We start from the raw sequence: 20,025 nt of genomic DNA, 5'->3' as shown, positions 1-20,025 counted from the left end.
AGATACTCTACATATACAGTCCTTCCTATTCAACATACTTATAATCAAGTTCAGCATACTTATATCAAGATTAGTTATTCGAGATGATCATAGTCAAGAATACTAATAGCACGCTAGCTACAGTTGAAAGTCACGACCATAGAAAAATACAGTATTTTTGCCAGCACGCTTGGAGCGGTACAATCCCTCATCCGCCAGATTCAGCACCTCATCAAATTGCAGGCTTTGATCAGGGTAGACGGCACCGCCTATACTGCAGCCGATGTGAACCTGCTGGTAATCAATGACGAAAGGCCGATTCATGGCAGCAATGACCTGCTCCGCAAGCTGTCCAGCCTTCTCAAACTGATGATCCCGCGGTGTATGCATGACAATCAGGAACTCGTCACCACCAAGACGAACCGCAATATCCCCTTCCGACAGCAGCTCAACAAGTCGCTGAGCCACCTTTTGCAGCAGAATATCTCCGGTCTGATGCCCTCGTGTGTCGTTCACAAGCTTGAAGCCATCCAGGTCAATATACAGGAAGGTTAACGTATGCCCGTTAGCATCTACGGTAGTGATTGCCTTCTCCAGATAGCTCTCCAGTGCGATACGGTTCGGCAGCCCCGTAAGCTGGTCCGAATGAGCCAGGTTCTGCATGATTCCAAGCTCTGTCTCCTTCTTGGATACAGCCTCTACCATCTCCCGCAGTGAGCGGGACAACGTGCTGATCTCCTGAAAGCCACCAGTCTGGGGAATCTCATGAATCTCCCCTTCCTTTAATCGGTTGGCATGGCGGGTCAGCGTACGAATAGGCAATGATATTCGGGCAGCAAGCACCCAGCCAATAAGCGCGAACAGCAAGACAGCTGCTCCACCTGCGAGCAGGTTGAAGCGGAGGAGGCTGGTAACTGAGGAAAAAGCCTCCGGCTCTGGCTGGCGCACCACTACAGTCCAGCCCAAGCCCGGATAGTCCAGATATCCATCCCCATAAGCATATCCCGTGAGATAGCTCTTGCCGTCTGGCCACGTCTCGACAGCCCAGCCGTCCTTAGCCCTCTTGGTCGCCTCAAGGCTCGGCAGCTGGAGCGGCATACCTACCATGGACCTTGGGCCAAGCAGGATGGTCTGATCGTTCTTGCTGACGATGAACATTTCCACGGACTCATTGCGCGCCGCCTCCGGTTCCATCACAGTCTTCTGCACCTCATCTGCCCAAGCCCAGCTCATATGTGCCGCTAACACCCCATATAGCGTTCCTTCTTTGTCCTTAATCGGGATACTGATATCTACGAATTGCAAGGGCTCTCCGGTCGGATTCGGCAGCAAGGATGCCAGAAGAACTGCATCATGCACGTCTCCAATGAACTTCCCCTTAATGCCTTCCAGATAGACAGGCCTTTCAGCCAGACTCTTCCCCTCCAATATACGTCCTGTAGCAGCCAGCACTTTACCTTGCGGGTCCGTGAAACCTACCCAGGAGAAAGAAGGGAAGCTAGTCTGAAGCTGATGAATCATGCTCCGGACTTGATCTGGATCAGGCTTGCCCTGCGAAGCAACCAGATTCCCCAGTAGATCCACTTCTCCACTTCGTGACCACATGAAATTATCCAGCTTATCCGCCATATGGTTCGCCATTCCCATCAGGGATTGGCCAACCTCTGTCCGGACCGTGTCTGCGGATTTTTTGTTCAGCACCCAGCTCAGGCTGGTTGTCAGCAATAAGGACACGATCACAAATGTCATGATTAATACCGTCTTCAATCGAAAAGACATCTCTCTACTCCCCGGATGAAAAATTTAGTAGAAGAATCACTCCTTCTAACATAACATAGCTTGAGCGAGGAGGTGTATCCATAATGTATCATTTGAATCTCATGCCTGCTCCTGAGCCTCTCCCGGCTTCATACCCAGCTTGCGGTAGTCACCCGGAGTAACCCCTACGATCCGTTTGAATACCCGACCGAAGGTGATAGAATTCGCATAGCCCACCTGCTGGGCGATGTCCTGTAGGGTCTCAGCTGTGGTTGCCAGCAAATATTCCGCACGCTGCATACGTAGTTGGGTAAGGAAATCCACGAATTTCATATCAAACTCTTCCTTGAATAAATAGCTCGCATACTTCCCCGAAATCTGAAATCGATCACTCAAATGCTTCAATGATAGATCTGGATTAGCAAAATTCTCTTCAATGTAGACTTTCATCTCACTGATCATGGCCCTGTAGCTCTTCGACTCATTTACTGATACATAGATTCGATAGATCTCTCCCAGCCAGCGTAGCATCACGGTCTGCACCTGGGACAGCGTCGTCTCAGCCTCAATTTCCCGATAATAGGACTGAAGACTAGGCTCCTCAAAAATTCGCTGCAGACTGTCCGACACCTCACTCAACTCGCGTCCAAGCATCTGAATGAGCGTATACAGCATCATGCGAATCTCTTCATCTCTAATCTGATCGTTGCGAAAAGAAATGAACAGTTCCTCCAGCTTGCGCCGCCAGCGCTCATCAGCCAGCCGGAAGTCACGGACAAGCTCGCCCAAATGCTGAAGATATTGATAGGACTGCAGAGTTGTCTTGTCGGGTAAATGATCGCTTAAGACAACCATATTCTGCCCTAGCGACAACTTATGCTGTAGTGCGATGTCCGCCGCCTCACGAGATGTCGAGATTGCCTCCAGCCCCTTGACGACAGGCCCAACGCCGATCGCGAGAGACAATCCCAAATTGTCAGTGATCCAGCGCAGACAAGCTTCAGCGAGCCTGCGGAGCTGCTGGGCATCCACCTCTGCTTCCATTGGAAAACCGATGATCAGACCGATTCGGCTACTGCTCACCCATTCTGCCCAGCCCTCCAATCCTTCCTGATACGTGAGCTCCTGCAGCAAATTCATCAGCGTCAGCTTCAGCACACTCTGATCCTTTAATGCATGGCTCTCACGGAACTGGTCATATTGGTTGATCTCGGCTGTGACAAAGGCATATTGCCCTACTGACGCAGAGAACAGCTTAAAGCGCTCAAGGATTTCATCCGGGATCGGTAATGCTTCACCCTCCAGCAGATTCAGAAAAAGCTGCCTGCGCTGTACGAGCATATTCTCATCATATTGCTTCTGATAATTGACGGTCTGCTCAATCAGGTTCTCTAGCGCCTGATCAATGATGAGCAGTTCATTTCTCGCTCTCACACCTGTACCTGTCGGCTCCTGTCTAAGCTGTAGCTCCTGAATCCGATTAAGCATGACCTTGATGGGGCGGTAGTTCTTACGGGTGATGTACAGAATGTATGCTGTGCCTGCCGCTACCGTCAAAATGCCGAGAATGATCCATACGTAAGACACGACCGACATCCAGGCGAACAGCTCTCCAGCCCGAATACCGCTCTCGAATGTCCAGCCTGTGCTATCCAACCGTATCGCGGTCAAGACATTCGTCTGTGCTGAATCCTCGACCAGATCTGGAGTATATACGAGCTCACGATCATCGTTAACAACTCGCAAGAAAGAGACCTGGCTATTGACCATATCATTGATCATTCGTTCCAATCGGTACATACTCAGACTGACGACGACTACGCCCTCCTGCCCGAACGGCAATGGAAGCTGCTTGTACATGCTGATTACCCTTCGCTCTGATTCCGAGGTTGCCAGCCGCAGCTTACGCACAGGACTCCAGCCGCGCTCTTCCTTGTCCCTTAGCGCCATCTCCAGAAACGCTCGATCTGCGAATACATCCAGATCAACCAAACCATTCAAGGTCAGTACCTTTCCATCTACAGCACGATAAATATACAGGGAATCTATCAGATCATTACGCACCAGCAACCGTCGCATATCATTGACTGTCGAGTAGAGGGGTGTGAGGTTACCTTCCTCATCCCGCCCACTAAGGAAATTTCCATACCTTTCATTGGTCTCCATTTCCTGCAGCAGTGACAACTCGGCACTCTTTAGCGCATTGCTCACGGAGTCAACCACATAGCCTGTAGAAATTCGATTGGCCTTGGTCGTCTCATTCCGCGATAGCTCCCCAACAATAACAATTGACAGGAAAATCAGGATCGACACTGTCAGCAGAAAGATGGGAAAATAGGAGAACATCATCCTGCTAGACCAACTCCGCTTCATTCGCCATCCCCCCATTTTTTTCTTTGGTCGGAATCAGAAGGAGTTGCCTGATCTTCTGTTCATGAGTCGAGTTAATGTCATCTAATGTGACACAACAACCCGCTTGGCCATTTTATTTATCCAATATAGCATGCCCGCCCCGATTAGTGCACTCATTGTACATGCAAAATACATGACATTGGCACCTCCACTCGAAAAGAGAAAGCCATTAAGCAAATTCCCTACAATCCCTCCAAGACCGGAAAACACCATATTAAAGATACTTTGTCCTGTTGCTTGCATCCTCTTGCCCGCAGCGGCTGCCACATATTCCACAGCAGCGACGTAGAACAGACCAAACGATAAGCCGTGCAGCACCTGAATGCCAACCATAACCATAGGAATCGGAAACAGCCATTGTATGGCCCAGCGCAGGGCGTAGAAGAAAGCAGCGAGCAACAGCGTTCTCTCATGTCCCCACGCCTTGAGTATTTTCGCTGCCAGCAGCATCGAAGGCACATTGGTCAGGGAAGCGAGCAGCAGGGCCGTTCCCACCAGTGAATAGCTCCCCCCTGCCTCCTGAAAAGCAAGCACAAAAAACGAATTGTAAGCTGTCAGTGTCTGATTCACAAAAAAGCAGGCAATCAAAAACAGCAAGAACAGACGATTTCCCAGCAGCTCACGCAAGCCTTCCGAGAGAGATACCGGCGCCGCTGCATACTCACGCTTGTTATTTGACAGACTGAGCACCGTCGCAGCCCCCGCCAGACTTAGCAGCAGGAAGGGTAACCATAATCGAGTAATCTCGAAATGCGATAAATAAAAACCACCCGCATAGCCTCCCAGCGCAGTCCCGAGGCTGCCCAGCATGCGAATCGTTCCATAGGACGTACCCGCTGCGCGGGCAGCCGACACTGCATAAGAGTCTGCAATTGGACTTTGCGTTGTACTGAAGATAATAGAGATAATATAAGCGAATACGATAACAGCAAAGATTTGAAAGCTATAAAAAAAGGAGAGCACTGCCGGTATAATAATCGCTAGCAGGAGCACTCCTTTCGTCTGACGGTAGCGGTCCACCAGCACTCCCCAGATCGGCTGTACGATGATCGACAGCAATATCCCTACAGACATCATTCCTCCTACGATGCTCGCATTCATCTTCTGGTGCACTAATAATGTTGTCAAATAAGGATTAAATAGCCCTCCTGCTGTACCCGTCAGCAAATAGAGAAGCCGAAGCCGATATAGATCTCTCTTGGCTCCTAATGGGATGACCGCTGTATTTTCCATGTCCATAACTTCCTTTTCGTGGATTCAAGCTAGAAAAATAGCCTCCGGCAGTGCCGGAGGACTCTGAACATTAACCATATAAATACAGTGCAACTTCAAGGTTACAGTATGCTCAAAAGGAGTCGCCTGAGATGGCATTACGAATGGTTATGTTTCCTTCTATTCGGCCACAGGGTCCAGCTCCAGATCAAAGCTCATATGACCGTTAACATTCGTCCCGAGATGAGCGTATACGATTTCAATCCGGTTATCTGTCCGAATAACATGAGGATGCGGCGCCTTGCTATCCACCTTGCAGGATAGTCCGGGTAGCTTCCAGCTGTCAGCCGTAATCTCCGCTTGTGATAGACCCGGTCCCTCAATCTCAAAGTACACCTCGACATCCAACTCCGTATCCAGACTTACCTCTGCCGACAAGCGGTCTTTATCCACCTTAGCGTCGAAAACAATACCTTTCAGATGAGTGTTCCAGCCCTTGCCCTTTTCCCTTCGAATCAGCCGCATATAATACTTATCCTCACTGTCTGACTTCCAGTGTATCGTTGCGGAATGCATCTGACCATTCGTATTGCGGCTCCCAGACATCGCTCCAATCATGCGGGAGCGCTCAATCCACGCACTCGCTGTGCAGAGATGACGATTCTCTCCAGGCTTATTACGTTCACAGAGCTCACGAAACTGCTTATCCACTCTACGGTCTCCAGCATGAGTGGCGAGCTGCTGCCGCACATCCTCCGGTACATTCACGCCAACCAGCGCAATCATCGGATCATGACTTGTCTCACAATTGGGAAGCGTCAAATGCTTATAGTCCTGTCCTAAGGCCAGATAAATGAAAACGCCCATCGAGCTGTGCGCCAGCATTTCCATTTCATAGGCTCTTGCGAAGGGACCAGACACATTCTCAAGCTCAGGGTTGTAGAACAGCGCAATATTCCGCCATAGCCCCTCTTCAATCTCGGCTCCAATCTCCTTAAGAGCAGCGGTACGCCCATAACATCTCCACATCCCAAGCACGGTTAGATCAACACCGTAGTAAGTCGTTGTGTTGAACTCGGCGAAGCTACCGAATTCACGGAATTCAGCCAGCAATCGCTCGGCCTGAAGCTGGGCATGCTCCTGCCAATTCTGCCGCTTCAAGCGATATCCGAAATAGTGAACGGCGAAAATATGCATAAGTTCAATATTGGTATTCATGGGGATAGCATCCGAGCCACGGCGATCTATGGAAGCTCCCACCGTCTTTACCATGCACTCGTCCATTCGGGCTACCACCTTGGAAGGCAGATTATGCTCAAAATGCTCCAATATAATAGCAAATGCACAAGCAATGAACTCTCTCCAGTTCGGATCGTAGCTTCTCCATACACGCGGAATGACCTTATCGGCCGCATCGCGCAAAGATTGTATAATGAACCGGGAATCCGATGCATCGGGCCCCATATTCGTATTCTGGTTCCATTGGATGCTTAGTTGCTGCCCGATCCTGTCCAGAGTATCATCCCAGAAATAGGTGAAGCCGGGTGCAAACTCCTTCCAGGCGTAGTTCCCAGCAGGTGGATCTGGTCGCTCGGGTGCCGTACGAAAGGTACCGTAATAGATTTCATCCGGTAGATCAAATTGCAAATCCATTACCTGATGTAGCAGGGTGCAAGCGCGGGTGATGTCCCCTTCACCTGCACGTATCAACAGACCTAATGCATAATGGACACTACTTCGGGTATCATGGCGTTCCGGTACTTCTTCATCCTGCAACAGCCCTTGCTCATCATCGTAGAGACCATCCATCAAATGCATAGCCTGGTCTACCAAATAACGCTGCTCCTCTGTCAACTGCTCTCGTAAAGAGATCATGAATATACTCCTCCTCATTAGCCCTTCACGGCACCTGCCGTAATTCCACTGATAAAGAAACGCTGCAAAAACGGGTACACGATCAGGATCGGAATAGTTGAGAATACGACGCTGGCTGCCTTCAGACTTTCCGGCATCATTTGTGCCATCCCTATCCCTTCCTGCATCATCTCACTCACCTGATTATTCTGAATCATCTGATAGAGCTTAAGCTGCAGCGGGTACAGCTCTGGCTTCGAAATATACATCAACGCATCCTGGAACCCATTCCAGCGGCCTACTGCGTAGAACAGACTAAGCGTAGCCAGCACCGGTAACGACAAGGGGAGAATAATGCGAAACAATGTCCCTATGTGACTGCTGCCGTCAATCTCGGCCGCCTCCTCCAGGCTTTCGGGAATCCCGTGCAAAAAGGAGATGAGAATAATCATATAGAAGGGACTGATCAAGTTCGGCAGTACGAGCGCCCAAATCGAATCCAACAGCTCCAGATTACGAATCAGAATATAGTCCGGAATAATTCCCCCGCTAAAAAACATCGTAACCACAATAATCAGCATGATCCATTTACGACCGCGCAGGTTCCGCTTCGACATGGCATAACCCGCCATAATGGTCATCAGCATAGACAGTACGGTCGTAAGCAGCGTTAGAAAAATGGTAAAGCCCAGTGATCGAATCATCGACATGTCCGCAAATACTTTACTATAGGCATCCAGTGTAAATTCGACCGGTATAAAAGAGACTAGACCTGCCATGATCGGACGGCTGGAACTTAAGGATATTGCGACAATATGGATAAACGGTGTCAAACACAGCAGAATGACTACCGAAATTAACAGGACATTAAAGATATCGAATATCCGATTTGAAGTGTGCTCGCTCATCGCTTCTTTCCCCTTTCAATACATCATTGTACGTTAGATCTACAATATGCTCTCATCTGTAAGCTTCTTGGATGTATAGTTCGCCACGAGCAGGAAGATCAATCCGACAAGAGCCTGGAACAAGCCCACTGCCGTAGCCAGCGAGATCTGCCCGGACTGAAGACCTACGCGGTACACGAATGTACTCAGCACCTCAGCATAGTCTCTGACGGCAACGTTACCAATGATGTAAGGACGGTCGAATCCTATGGATATCATATTCCCAAGGTTAATAATAAGCAAGGTAACAATTGTCGTCTTGATGCCTGGAATGGATATGTGCCAGATCTTCTTGAAACGCCCTGCTCCATCGACCTCAGCAGCCTCGAACAGCTCCTTGTTAATGCCCGTCAACGCAGCCAAATAGAGAATCGTGCCCCATCCCGCGCTTTGCCATACCCCAACGAGCAAATAGGTAATCAGCCAATAATTTTTGTCGGCGAGGAACGGGATTGCATCAAGACCAAAGCTTGTCAGCAAGTTGTTAATAAAACCGGATTGGGTACCGAATACCTGTAGCACAATGCCGCCAATAATCACCCACGAAATAAAGTGTGGAATGTATAGAATCGTCTGCGATAGCTTCTTGAACCACTTGACCTTCAGCTCATAGAGCATAATAGCCAGAATCAGCGGAGCTGGAAAGGATACGATGAGGTCCAGAAAATTCAGCATCAGTGTGTTGCGCAGTGCTTTGGAGAAATCGTTGTTCGAGAACGCCTCACGGAAGAATTCCAATCCGACCCATGGACTATCCGAGATCCCTTGAAAAAAGTTAAAATCCTTAAATGCCACCTGTACTCCATACATTGGACCATACTTGAAAATAATAAAGTACAGCATAGGAAGCATTAGCAGCGCGTACAGCTGCCAATGTCTTCGTAGGTATGTGGATGTCCGCACTGCCTTCACCTCTCCTTGATCATTAATGGTGCTACAGTGAAGAGTACTTGGACCATTATCTTGACCAGATCCAATGTGAGTAAAGAGCCGCTTTAAGCGGGGAGCCCTGTCGACCACTGATAAGCTTGCTGTTCTAATGAACGAATATATAAGCAGATGAACAGCAAGCTTAAAGGCGGCCACTCCGTTTCTTTAGGGCTTCCCCGCTTTCCGCTAACCACGCTCTTTACAGATCATTTAAGCCCAAAATCGTATTCGGCCAAGGTACTAGTAGCCCCTCCACTGTGCCAAGGTATTCATACGACACTCATACGACATTCATAACAATATCCCTTAAGACGCTTTTGTTTGATGTGTAGTTCAGTCCGTTAGTTGATGAGCATTTGAATGAGCTTTTGAATGAGCTTTTGAATGAGCTTTTGAATGAGCTTTTAACAATGCTTTATTGGCCTTTCATAGCCTTATAGGCTGCCGTACGCTCATCCAGAATGGCCTGTCCACCACTTGCCATATAGTCTTTGAGCATCGAATCAAAGGTAGCATCGAACTGATCTGGCTTCACCATCGCAGTCTTCACGATAATTTCCTGATACTTGTCAGCCAGTGTTGTACCATATTTAGCCTCTGATTCAATCGGGTGACCAAAGCGAACCTGCTGGATATTGTCCACATTCGAGATTTCAACTGACTTACGCATATCCTCTTGGTAGATGTCCATCGTCTGTGCGATATAAGCCGCTTCATTTTTGGCATCGTCTCCTGCGAACTTACCGTTTACGATGATAGCCAGGTCTCCGAAATTGTAGAGACGGTTCTTCGCTTCATCTGTCGCATCGGACTTCACAACAGGCACGCCATCCTTCATGACATAGTTTTCATTTTCAATACCAAATTGAATGTCGAACAGGTTACTATCCGAGGCCATCCAGTCCAGATACTTCAGCGCAGCCTCCACATTTTCACTGGATTTCGGAATCATGACGTACATTGCATTGGGTGCATAGGCCGGCTTAGAATGCTTGCCCTCAGAGTCTGTGAAAGCATCAACAGGTGTCATGACAGCTCCAGGAACGTTCTTCTGCAAATTCTCATAGGTGCCGTTGTACGGGAAGTACATTTCGCCCGCATCATCCGTGTAGAATCCGACATTACCGTTCTGAACATCCTGCCACAGCTGCTTCTTGTCCTTATCCAGACCGAAGTCCTTGCTGATTAGCCCCTCATTATAGAGATTGTTCAGGAATTTCATGGCATCCTTGAAGCCTGGCAGCAAGGTTGGGTAATCGCTGGACCCGAGTTGCTGAGTCAGAGTGTAGCGTTGCTCCTCCGTAAGCGGCTGGATGAACGACCAGATTAACGGATCATATTGAGCGGGAGCCAGGCTCATACCGAACGGAATGGCTTTGCCACCTGTATTTCCCGGGTCCTGTTCTTTAAATGCCTTAAGGGTGCTGTGCAGCTCCTCTGTTGTCTGTGGAACTGGCATATTCAGCTTGTCCAGCCAATCCTGGCGAACATATCCTGCATACTTGCCCAGTACAAGACGTTTTCCAGGAATCGCGAACTGTCGTCCGTCATACTGACCATATGCCAGCGTCTCCTCTCCCAGGAACTTCTTCAGGTTCGGTGCATGCTGATCCAGTAGCTCAGTGAGGTCTGTCAGACCACCTTGTTCGGCATAACGGTTGAAGGTACCCGAATCGTAGGTGAAGACAATATCGGGCACTTCACTTTTACTGGCCATGAGAACATTCAGCTTTTGTGTCTCTTCCGAGCGCGGCACAGGGACGAATTGCACCTTAATATTGTTCGGATCGCCGAATCTCTCCTGAATGAGGTTGGTCAAATAGCTGTCTGTTATCGTATAGCCTGCAGGAGTATTCCCCCGATCAAACAGCTCTACCTTTAATGTAGTAGCTCCAGCAGAGCCTCCATTCCCAGTGGAGGACTGTCCTTCAGTAGCTCCGCCACACGCCGAGATGAGCATCGTGGATACGAGTACAGTCGCCATCAGAGGACCCGACCATTTCTTGGACCAACCTTTTGTCATGAACACATCACCTTTCCCCTTTTAAATAATAGGATGCCTTCTGTGCTTTCTGTCATCTCCAGCAGCTCGCCTTATAGGCATCGAATTCTAATCGCTTGCTTGTATACGCCAGCGCCTTTGATGTTAACAAGTATCACACATAAAAACGAAAATGCACAATAAACTATTTTCAAATCATTTTCAAAAGCGGAATTTCATTGATTTAGGTCATGTTTATTCACATATAAACTATTATCCCGTGCAATAAACTTGTTTCCTTATTCATTTTATGTCACATTATATTACATTATATAAATATTTCGAAACATACTAAGAATGAACTCTCAATCTCCCCCATACTTGACTCAACTGCACAATTCCTTCTTCGATTCGCTCCTCATTCATGCCAGCAAAGCCGATGATGAATTCACGCCGTTCCTGATGCCCTGTCCCATGCCAGGTATAAGCTGAGGAGGCAACGTGAATGCCTGCCATTCTGGCCACCTGCAGCAGCTCAGCTTCTGTATGCTCCGTATGTACCCTCAGCACAATATGAAATCCCGCATTCTGTCCAATAACCTCTCCCCAGCCTGCAAAATGCTGCTTGATCGCCTCCACAAGAATATCGTGCTTACGGCGATAGACCTTTCGCATTTTACGAATATGCTGCTCCAGGTAACCACGCTTCATGAATAGCTCCATCGCGCATTGGTGAATCCGAGAAGCAGATTGCTCGAATAACAGCTCGTATTGTAGGGCCCGGAACGCTTCCATCAGTTCAGGAGGCAGCACCATATAATGCAGGGATAAGGCCGGCGCCATAATCTGAGAGAAGCCTCCCATATAGATAACTCGACTCGACTCCATCCAGCCCTGTAGAGACGGAATGGGACGACCGTGATAACGAAATTCTCCATCATAATCGTCTTCAATAATATATCCCTGCTGCTGCTGAGCCCATTCCAGTAATTGCAGACGTTTGCTGACCGACATAACCATCCCCTGAGGATATTGATGGGATGGTGTTACCGCTACTAGCGTTGCTTCACTGGCAAGCAGTCTACTAACATCCAATCCGTCAGGCTCTAGCGGAATTCGCTCCAGCTGGTAGCCCATCCTTCGAAAGGCCGCCGCTATAAGTGGATAGCCCGGGTTCTCCAAGCCTATGACACTGCATCTGTCCTGCAATAGCATGGCTAGAAAGACCAATAAAGTCATTTGGTCAGCTGCAATGACGATATGATCCGGGTTGGTACGTACACCGCGAAAATGCTCCAAATAGGTACAAATCTCCTTGCGCAGTCCAAGCTCTCCCTGCGGATCGCCATAGAACAGCACGTCTGGTGACTGCTGCATGACCTCCGCGGTCACCCTGCGCCACTGAGTATGGGGAAATCGACTAAAATCGTTACGCGACAAGTGAAAATCATAGGTGTACTCTCGCTGTGGTCGCAGAGGATTTGGCACGAATGACTTTAGAGCGGGTGTATCTGCGCTGGAATAGTTCCAAGTCCGGGTACCAAGACGAGCGTAATCCTCGGGCAATGGAAGCACATGATAACCACTTCGATTTCGTGCCTCGACGAATCCTTCAGCAACTAGCTGCTGATAAGCCATTTCGACTGGCGTCGTACTGATCCCGAGTGTGTCCGCGCATTGACGGACGGAGGGGAGACGAGTGCTCACCTCCCAAACTCCTAATACAATCTGTTCCTTCATATAATCATAAAGCTGAATATAGAGTGGGGAGTCCGGTTCAAATCGAATGCCTGCCAATATCATAGTGATCCTCCATACATCTGTCCTTTAGTTTTTATTCAATCTGACTATTTCTGAGTATACAGAAATCCATTATAGTAATGGAGTCTGGACATGCAGGATTCATTAATGAGCTTATTTCTATTACGGAGGGAAAATATATATGAGCAAGTGGATCGATGATGAAGCTACAAAGGACTTGCGCTTGGTCCAAGGGAAGAAGGTATATCTACGCCCGGTCGAGGTCGAGGATGCGAGGATGTACTATAGCACTTTGAATGAACCGGATATGCGTAGACTGACAGGTACCCAGGCTGTCTTCTCCCTTGCACGAGTGCAGAGCTATCTGGAACGCAAAGCCACTGATACCTCATCCGTGCTGCTGTGGATCGGACTGCAGGATACAAACGAGCTGATTGGGGATATTGCCCTTCAGGATATCGACACCACGAATCGGAATGCGAATCTGCGGATTGCGATCGGTAATGCAGACCACCAGGGGAAAGGCTATGGCAGTGAAGCCATTCGGCTACTACTGGGCTATGGCTTTGGCATTTTGAATCTGCACCGCATTGAGCTGAATGTATTCAGCTATAACGATCGTGCCATTCATGTGTATGAAAAGGCAGGCTTTGTACGGGAAGGAGTACAGCGACAAGTCCTCTATTACGATCATGCCTACCACGATTCCATCTGGATGAGCATACTTGCGGATGAATTCCGCCAACCAGGCTGAGTCCAAATACTACGAGGTCCCGAGAGCCCTGTTCTCGGGGCTTTTTTGCCCATCAAGGTTCATTTTGTACACTCCGATCCACATCCTTCACACTAGAAAAATATACTTTTGTTCACCAACCACGAAAGGCTTCACTTCCCAAACTGTATGCGCTTACATAATAATGAACATACGCTACTTCTGCTTGTGGCACCAGGGCTCCACATCTGATAGCAGCTGGGCGAGCATGAAATCACACGAGTGAACTCTTTTTACTCACTATTCGTCTTCATGCTACTTCTACTCTGTCTACATACCAGAAAGGAGTGACCTGCATTGACCCCTGTCTCCAAGCAAGCCGTTCATTTGCCTACAGATGCCTCCCTCCCCGTCCCTACGCCCAAAGTCGGGAGACTCCGAGGCTTCCTGCTGGAGCTACGACGAAATCACATCTTGTTCCTGATGCTGCTACCGACCTTGATCTTCTTCTTCATTAATTCCTATCTCCCTATGGTCGGGATCTATTACGCCTTCACCCAGTTCGATTTCAATACCAGCTTGTTCAATGCTCAGTTCGTTGGTCTGCAGAACTTTCAATTCCTATGGCAATCTGGCACCTTGACCAAGCTGACGCTGAACACGGTCGGCTATAATGCCGCCTTTATTCTGCTCGGCAATACGATGGCGATCGCCTTCGCCATTATGCTCAATGAGCTGCGGGCTCGCTGGTTCAAGCGTCTGGCTCAATCCGTCATGTTCCTGCCCTACTTCGTATCCTTCGTGATCCTGAGTGTCATTGTGTATAATCTTTTCAATTATGAGAGCGGATTCCTCAATACGATGCTTCAGCAGCTCGGGAGCGAGCCCGTTGACGTGTACAACAAGCCATGGGTATGGATATTCCTGATCATCTTCTTCTACCTATGGAAGAACCTTGGCTACAGCACGGTCATCTATCTGGCAGCCATTGTCGGTATTAATGAAGAATATTATGAAGCCGCCAAAATGGATGGAGCGAATATCTGGCAGCGAATCTGGTACATTACCGTGCCCATGCTCAAGTCCACCTTCATCGTCCTGCTACTATTCGCACTCGGCAGTATTATGAAGGGACAATTCGACCTGTTCTATCAGCTTATTGGCAACAACGGGATGCTGTACAATACGACTGACATTCTCGATACCTACGTATACCGTTCACTCAAGGTTACCTTTGATGTGGGGATGGCTACGGCCGCCGGTGTGTATCAATCTCTGTTCGGCTTCGTGCTAATCATGACCGTCAATTATATCATTCGCAAGATTAATGATGAATACGCCTTATTCTAGGAAAGGAGTTCCCTTGCCATGACTATTAAAGAGGAGCTTTCCAGTCGTATTTTCCAATGGATATCCTACTTGTTGACCCTTGCAGCAGCCATCGTCTGCCTGCTTCCCTTTCTGTTCATCCTGTCGGCATCGTTCACGAGCAATGAATCGATCATACGCGATGGCTTCCATTTCATTCCCAAAGAGTTCTCGCTGGAGGGCTACCGCACCGTGTTCACCTTCCCGGAAGAGGTCCTTCGAGCCTATGGGGTCACCGTCTTCACCACGGTTGTCGGTACGACGCTAGGGCTATTCTTCATGACGATGGCTGGCTATGTACTGGCACGCAAGGATTTCAAATATCGTAACAGCCTGTCCTTCTACATTTACTTCACAACCCTGTTTGGCGGTGGTCTTGTCCCCTGGTACATCCTGCTGACCAAATATTTGGGATTGCTGGACTCGTATGCTGTTCTCATTTTTCCAGGCCTGATGACTCCATTCCTCATCATTCTTATGAAGAACTTCATTCGTTCCTCGATGCCAGATGAGCTATTCGATTCTGCCAAGATCGATGGGGCGGGTGACTTCAAGATTTACTACAAAATTGTACTACCGCTGTCCACGCCAGGCATTGCCACCATAGGTCTGTTCCTGGCCCTTGCTTACTGGAATGACTGGTTCTTATCCTCACTCTTCATCAATGATCCGCACAAATACCAGTTGCAGTACTATCTGTACAATGTCGTGAATTCGATGCAATTCATTGCGCAGATGGGCGCAGGCACAGGAGTCTCTCTCTCGGCGGATATGCCGACCGAATCCACCAAGATGGCCATGGCCATCGTCGTCACCGGTCCGATCCTGCTACTGTACCCCTTCGTTCAGCGATACTTCGTTAAGGGACTGACCATCGGTGCAGTCAAAGGATAATGGGTCTGATTACCTGTTGTATCGCCAGGTCAAACCTAACTTACGTAACCTAAGGAGGTCTTCCCATGGATTTTTTTCAATACAGCAAGCCGTATCTGCTTATACTGGTGCCAATGCTGCTCGTCCTCTTTCTGCTGAGCGGCTGCGGTGGTAGTCAAGAGCCACAGAAACCAGGTAATCCTGCAGCCGTTGTCAAGGATGATATGTCCAAGAAAGTGCAGCTGCAATTCTATATGCTCGGGGATGCGCCTAAGGAGCTGCCAACGATCGAAGCTGAGATTAACAAAATGGCGGAACAGGAGCTCAATGCCACCGTTAAATTCAACTATACGACCTGGACCGATTGGGATCAGAAATACAAGCTGCTTCTATCTTCAGGCCAGCCCATTGACTTGATTTTCACAGCCGATTGGACACAATATCAATCCTATGCCAAAAAAGGGGCCTTTCTCCCTCTGGATGAGCTCCTGCCTGAAGCCGCTCCTACATTAAATTCATTCGTGCCCAAGGAGATGTGGGATGCCGTCAAGATTGATGGCAAAATCTATACCGTACCTAGCACCTTCAAGGAATATGTCACGAATGGGTTCGTCTGGCGCGAGGACCTGCGCGAGAAATACAACCTGCCAAAGCCCACGGATCTAGCCAGCTTTGAGGCTTATCTGGATGGTATCCGTCAGCATGAGCCCAATATGCGTCCCATCTCGCTCAACAGCGATGTCAAAGGCAATCTGCATGATCGCTACACAGAATTGGCCACGAAGAGCGTCGGTGCGCTTCCTTATGGCATCGGGATCAAATATGAGCAGCCCACCAAGGTATATGCCTATTGGGGCTCCGACGAGCATAAGGAAGAGCTGAATACCTACAAGCGCTGGGCCGACAAAGGCTTCATTCCGAAGAACGTTCTGAATATTAAGGATACCCTGCAGGATCAGGTGACATCAGGTAAGGCTGCCACCATCTTCGGCGACAATCCGAATCGCTTCAACGATATGGTCATCAAGCTGAAGTCCTCCCACCCGGATTGGAAGCTGGAATACTATCCATTCCCACTGACGACAGGCTATGCGACACCCGTGCACCCGATTCATAATGGGTTCGCCATTCCAAAGAGCAGCCCGAATCCTGCCCGAGCGCTAGCCTTCTATGAGAAGCTTGTGACCGACAAGCGTTACAATCTGCTGACGCAATATGGAATTGAGGGCAAGAACTACACCGTTAAGGATGGCTACTATCAAATGCTGGGGACGAGTGCAAGCAATGGCTTCCCACGCGAGGCCATGAACGGCTGGGCTTGGCGCAATCCCGAATATATGCTGTTTGATCCGAGCTTCGATAAGGTGAAGGAGATTTTTGCAGAGCTGGACACGATTCAAAAGCCTGACATCTATACTGGGTTCGCAGAGGACTATACTACCTATCAGGCCGAAAAGGCTGCTCTGGAGCAAGTGGAGAAGCAATATCTCTATCCCCTGCAGGCTGGGCTTGTAGCGGATATTAATGAAGGTCTTGAATTATTTATGCAAAAAGCCAAGCAAGCCGGACTAGAGAAGGTGCAAAGCGAGTACACCAAGCAATGGGAAGCCTATGTTCAGGAAAAGGGAATTCAATAATCCTCTCAAGTAACGCAGCTATGATAGATCGAACCGATGCTGACCAAAAATAACAGCCGTGCTACGCTCCACTTAAGGAGCTGTATTGCACGGCTGTTGTCTGTAGACTTGCTTGCCTTATACCGAGATCGGACGGGAGCGGCGATAATCTGTAGGAGTTACGCCTAGAGCACGTTTGAACATCCGGTGAAAGTAAGATGTACTGGCAAAGCCCGTTTGCATCGCAATATCCGCTACAGGCCAATCTGTCTCCAGAAGCAATTGACAGGCCTTCTCGATACGGGTTCGCTGCAGAGCATCTACGATCGTAATCATCATCTGCTGCTTGTAGATTCGACTGATATACACAGGGGAGCGATCGAGTTCCTCCGCGATCTGATTCAGACAAAAATCAGCATCCCCATAGCATCGATTTATTTTCTCCTGAATCTGCTCCACCAGTCGCTCTTGCTTGGTACTTCTCTTATGCAGCAGCTGTTGCCGTACACAAGAAAATACGATTTCCACCTCCCTTTGCCATTCCGTCACCGTATCGTAAGCTTCTGGTACGGGTACCTGTGGGAATACTCCTGCCTTGAAGCCGTTCATTTCCTCGATATGACCGATCATTTGCTGTAGATTCAGGACCAATCTTGAAAGCGCTATCTGTATTGCAGAGAACGAAGACCCATGCATCGCTGCAATCATTTTCTGCAACAGCGTATAAGCTTCATCGGTTTGCCCTGACTTCAAGTAATCCAGCAGCTTCTTCTCCTTATCAGCAGGATAATAGTACGTATGCTGAAGTGCAGCTCGCTCCATCGCCTTTGCATCCACAATAATTCCATTACCCAGGAAATAACGTTGCTCCATCGCCTCCTGCACCTGAAGGTATAGGTTTGGTAGTTGCTGTGGCTGATTACTTACTTGACTATAAGACGTTGATATAGATAACCGTAAATATTCAAGGCATGCCTCACGTATTTGACGCAGCACAGCTTCCAGCAGTAGCTTCGAATCATCCGCCTGATCTGAAATCGTAGCACTATCCATATGCAGCAGCAGAATAACCTCTGCTCCGTCCGCATCAATCGTCTCCACACGATAAGCCTGACCTCCGATCTCGGATGCAATGTTCATGATCGCGAATTTGTAGGGAAGGAGATCCGGACCACGCTCCTGCTGCCAGCGGGTATATTCATCAATGTGGATGAGTACGAGACGATAATCCTCATGAAATGGGAATGTAATGCCAAGCTCCATTCGTCGAGTCAGCCCCTTCTCCTCTGACATGGACTGATTGCCTCGTACCATACTCAAGAGCATGCTTTGACGAATCGTGTACATACTGTTACGTTTCTCCGATTCAAGTGTGTTCACATAGGCCAGCATACGGTTGATCGGCTTATATAGAATACGAGATATTTTCCAAGAAGCCGCGAGCCCAGCCACAGCAATCATAAAAGCAATGAACAGCATTGTATTTCGTAATGAACTAGTCATACTGATAACGCTTTCATAAGGAGTGATACTGATATATTGCCAATTCATTTGGTCTGGTGAGGTGAACGAGATCAATGATTTCCTTCCCTGGAATTCATCAATAAAGTAGCCTGAGCTCTGCTTGTAGATCTTCGTCGTTAACCAACCCCGATCGTGCTTATTAGCCTCTGTGTCTACTAATGTCCCAGCAGACAATAGTCTCCCCTGATCATTCAGAATATAGGATTGAATAGCAGAGCTGCTATCCCCTTCTTCGGCAGCCATCCCGGTATTCATCCAGGACGCAGATACATTAACGATAATTGCGGATTGGATCCGCTCCTCCGCATTGATTGCGTCATAGCATAGATACGTATAAGCAGCTACTCTTGAATCATCCCACTGACTCGCTCCAGCTGCTGATTCGGCAGCCGCAAGCTCCGCGGGAGGTAACACGGAGTACACTCTTGGAATTGGCGTAAAGGGCTTATAATTCTGATACTGCTTCATGATCTGCAGAATGCCTTTATCCGCTAGCTCCTCCTTATGAAAGATGCCATTTTGTCCGCGATTAGAGGCGATGTATACGGTATTGCTTTGTGCATTATACACATAGATGGACTCAATATAAGGCATAGAGCTTAGATAGTTGTTCATTTCCGCCATAGCACCCGTGACATCATAGACTATGGGCTCCGGGTAATACAGCAACTTGGACAGTGTACTGCTTCGATACATCTGAAAGGCGAGCGACTGCGCTACAGACGTCATATTATTGACCTCACGACTCCTGCGCATTAGACCAGCATGGTTCGCCTCGAAGGCTTGCTCCTGCTCAACCTGAACATAATAGAAATAATAGACTGTAGTCGATAGCACAAGGGTTAGTGTAACGCATAGGGTAATTCCGACGAGTAGCCTGCTTCGCAGGTTGCGGTACATGTAGAACGAGCTCAAGTGGACTCCCTCCCTGTCTGCATGCAGCTGATATCTGAACTAAGTCTATTATATGTACTTTGGCTTGAACAGAATATTGTACAAATGGGATGTTTGTGTACAATTTGAATTTTTTCAGTTTTGTATTGAATTTTTATTCTTATGGTTGTATATTTATTCAATCACTTCACAAAAACCGAATTG

Annotated in this window: 13 protein-coding genes; 4 read left to right on the top strand and 9 right to left on the bottom strand. The window is 48.4% G+C overall.

Annotated elements, in window-relative coordinates:
* Positions 1-117: 117 nt before the first annotated feature.
* The 8 genes from MKX74_RS09730 to pdxR form a co-directional block, all read right to left on the bottom strand.
* The gene (locus tag MKX74_RS09730; protein ID WP_341178231.1) at positions 118-1,758 is read right to left on the bottom strand and encodes a diguanylate cyclase domain-containing protein; all 1,641 of its coding nucleotides are present in this window, start codon (positions 1,756-1,758) and stop codon (positions 118-120) included.
* A 99-nt stretch (positions 1,759-1,857) separates the two neighbouring features.
* Entirely contained in the window at positions 1,858-4,110 is a 2,253-nt protein-coding gene (locus tag MKX74_RS09725) for a helix-turn-helix domain-containing protein (RefSeq protein ID WP_341178230.1), read from the bottom strand.
* An 81-nt stretch (positions 4,111-4,191) separates the two neighbouring features.
* Positions 4,192-5,382: an MFS transporter gene (locus MKX74_RS09720; protein WP_341178229.1), complete on the bottom strand. Its 1,191-nt coding sequence runs from the start codon at positions 5,380-5,382 to the stop codon at positions 4,192-4,194.
* A gap of 159 nt (positions 5,383-5,541) precedes the next feature.
* Positions 5,542-7,236 (bottom strand): hypothetical protein, encoded by a 1,695-nt coding sequence (locus MKX74_RS09715; RefSeq protein WP_341178228.1) that lies wholly within the window; start codon positions 7,234-7,236, stop codon positions 5,542-5,544.
* Positions 7,237-7,253: 17 nt separating this feature from the next.
* Complete coding sequence (locus MKX74_RS09710; protein ID WP_018883429.1) at positions 7,254-8,123, bottom strand: carbohydrate ABC transporter permease; 870 nt, start codon at positions 8,121-8,123, stop codon at positions 7,254-7,256.
* Between the two features lie 39 nt (positions 8,124-8,162).
* The gene (locus tag MKX74_RS09705) at positions 8,163-9,014 is read right to left on the bottom strand and encodes an ABC transporter permease (protein ID WP_445667316.1); all 852 of its coding nucleotides are present in this window, start codon (positions 9,012-9,014) and stop codon (positions 8,163-8,165) included.
* 493 nt (positions 9,015-9,507) lie between these two features.
* On the bottom strand, positions 9,508-11,115 hold the full coding sequence (locus MKX74_RS09700; protein ID WP_341178227.1) for an extracellular solute-binding protein: 1,608 nt from the start codon (positions 11,113-11,115) through the stop codon (positions 9,508-9,510).
* A gap of 309 nt (positions 11,116-11,424) precedes the next feature.
* A complete protein-coding gene (pdxR, locus tag MKX74_RS09695) occupies positions 11,425-12,876 on the bottom strand; it encodes a MocR-like pyridoxine biosynthesis transcription factor PdxR (RefSeq protein ID WP_341178226.1) in 1,452 nt (483 codons plus the stop codon).
* A 139-nt stretch (positions 12,877-13,015) separates the two neighbouring features.
* Here pdxR and MKX74_RS09690 point away from each other — a divergent pair, with 139 nt between their 5' ends.
* The 4 genes from MKX74_RS09690 (at position 13,016) to MKX74_RS09675 (ending at position 17,424) form a co-directional block, all read left to right on the top strand.
* Positions 13,016-13,588 (top strand): GNAT family N-acetyltransferase, encoded by a 573-nt coding sequence (locus MKX74_RS09690; protein ID WP_341178225.1) that lies wholly within the window; start codon positions 13,016-13,018, stop codon positions 13,586-13,588.
* A gap of 441 nt (positions 13,589-14,029) precedes the next feature.
* A complete protein-coding gene (locus MKX74_RS09685; protein WP_445667315.1) occupies positions 14,030-14,896 on the top strand; it encodes an ABC transporter permease in 867 nt (288 codons plus the stop codon).
* Positions 14,897-14,914: 18 nt separating this feature from the next.
* Complete coding sequence (locus tag MKX74_RS09680; RefSeq protein ID WP_018883435.1) at positions 14,915-15,808, top strand: carbohydrate ABC transporter permease; 894 nt, start codon at positions 14,915-14,917, stop codon at positions 15,806-15,808.
* A 113-nt stretch (positions 15,809-15,921) separates the two neighbouring features.
* Entirely contained in the window at positions 15,922-17,424 is a 1,503-nt protein-coding gene (locus MKX74_RS09675) for an extracellular solute-binding protein (RefSeq protein ID WP_445667314.1), read from the top strand.
* Between the two features lie 117 nt (positions 17,425-17,541).
* On the opposite strand, the gene MKX74_RS09670 is transcribed toward MKX74_RS09675, so the two are convergent.
* Complete coding sequence (locus MKX74_RS09670) at positions 17,542-19,842, bottom strand: helix-turn-helix domain-containing protein (RefSeq protein WP_341178222.1); 2,301 nt, start codon at positions 19,840-19,842, stop codon at positions 17,542-17,544.
* Positions 19,843-20,025: the final 183 nt, after the last annotated feature.

Source organism: Paenibacillus sp. FSL K6-1230 (assembly GCF_038002385.1).
In the GTDB taxonomy this organism is placed as follows: domain Bacteria; phylum Bacillota; class Bacilli; order Paenibacillales; family Paenibacillaceae; genus Paenibacillus; species Paenibacillus massiliensis.
This window is presented reverse-complemented; position numbering and strand designations above follow the sequence as displayed.

Excerpts from the sequence above, each read along its gene's own strand:
- MKX74_RS09730 (WP_341178231.1), bottom strand. The coding sequence starts at position 1,758 with ATGTCTTTTCGATTGAAGACGGTATTAATCATGACATTTGTGATCGTG.
- MKX74_RS09725 (WP_341178230.1), bottom strand. The coding sequence starts at position 4,110 with ATGAAGCGGAGTTGGTCTAGCAGGATGATGTTCTCCTATTTTCCCATC.
- MKX74_RS09720 (WP_341178229.1), bottom strand. The coding sequence starts at position 5,382 with ATGGAAAATACAGCGGTCATCCCATTAGGAGCCAAGAGAGATCTATAT.
- MKX74_RS09715 (WP_341178228.1), bottom strand. The coding sequence starts at position 7,236 with ATGATCTCTTTACGAGAGCAGTTGACAGAGGAGCAGCGTTATTTGGTA.
- MKX74_RS09710 (WP_018883429.1), bottom strand. The coding sequence starts at position 8,123 with ATGAGCGAGCACACTTCAAATCGGATATTCGATATCTTTAATGTCCTG.
- MKX74_RS09705 (WP_445667316.1), bottom strand. The coding sequence starts at position 9,014 with ATGCTTCCTATGCTGTACTTTATTATTTTCAAGTATGGTCCAATGTAT.
- MKX74_RS09700 (WP_341178227.1), bottom strand. The coding sequence starts at position 11,115 with ATGACAAAAGGTTGGTCCAAGAAATGGTCGGGTCCTCTGATGGCGACT.
- pdxR (WP_341178226.1), bottom strand. The coding sequence starts at position 12,876 with ATGATATTGGCAGGCATTCGATTTGAACCGGACTCCCCACTCTATATT.
- MKX74_RS09690 (WP_341178225.1), top strand. The coding sequence starts at position 13,016 with ATGAGCAAGTGGATCGATGATGAAGCTACAAAGGACTTGCGCTTGGTC.
- MKX74_RS09685 (WP_445667315.1), top strand. The coding sequence starts at position 14,030 with ATGCTGCTACCGACCTTGATCTTCTTCTTCATTAATTCCTATCTCCCT.
- MKX74_RS09680 (WP_018883435.1), top strand. The coding sequence starts at position 14,915 with ATGACTATTAAAGAGGAGCTTTCCAGTCGTATTTTCCAATGGATATCC.
- MKX74_RS09675 (WP_445667314.1), top strand. The coding sequence starts at position 15,922 with ATGCTGCTCGTCCTCTTTCTGCTGAGCGGCTGCGGTGGTAGTCAAGAG.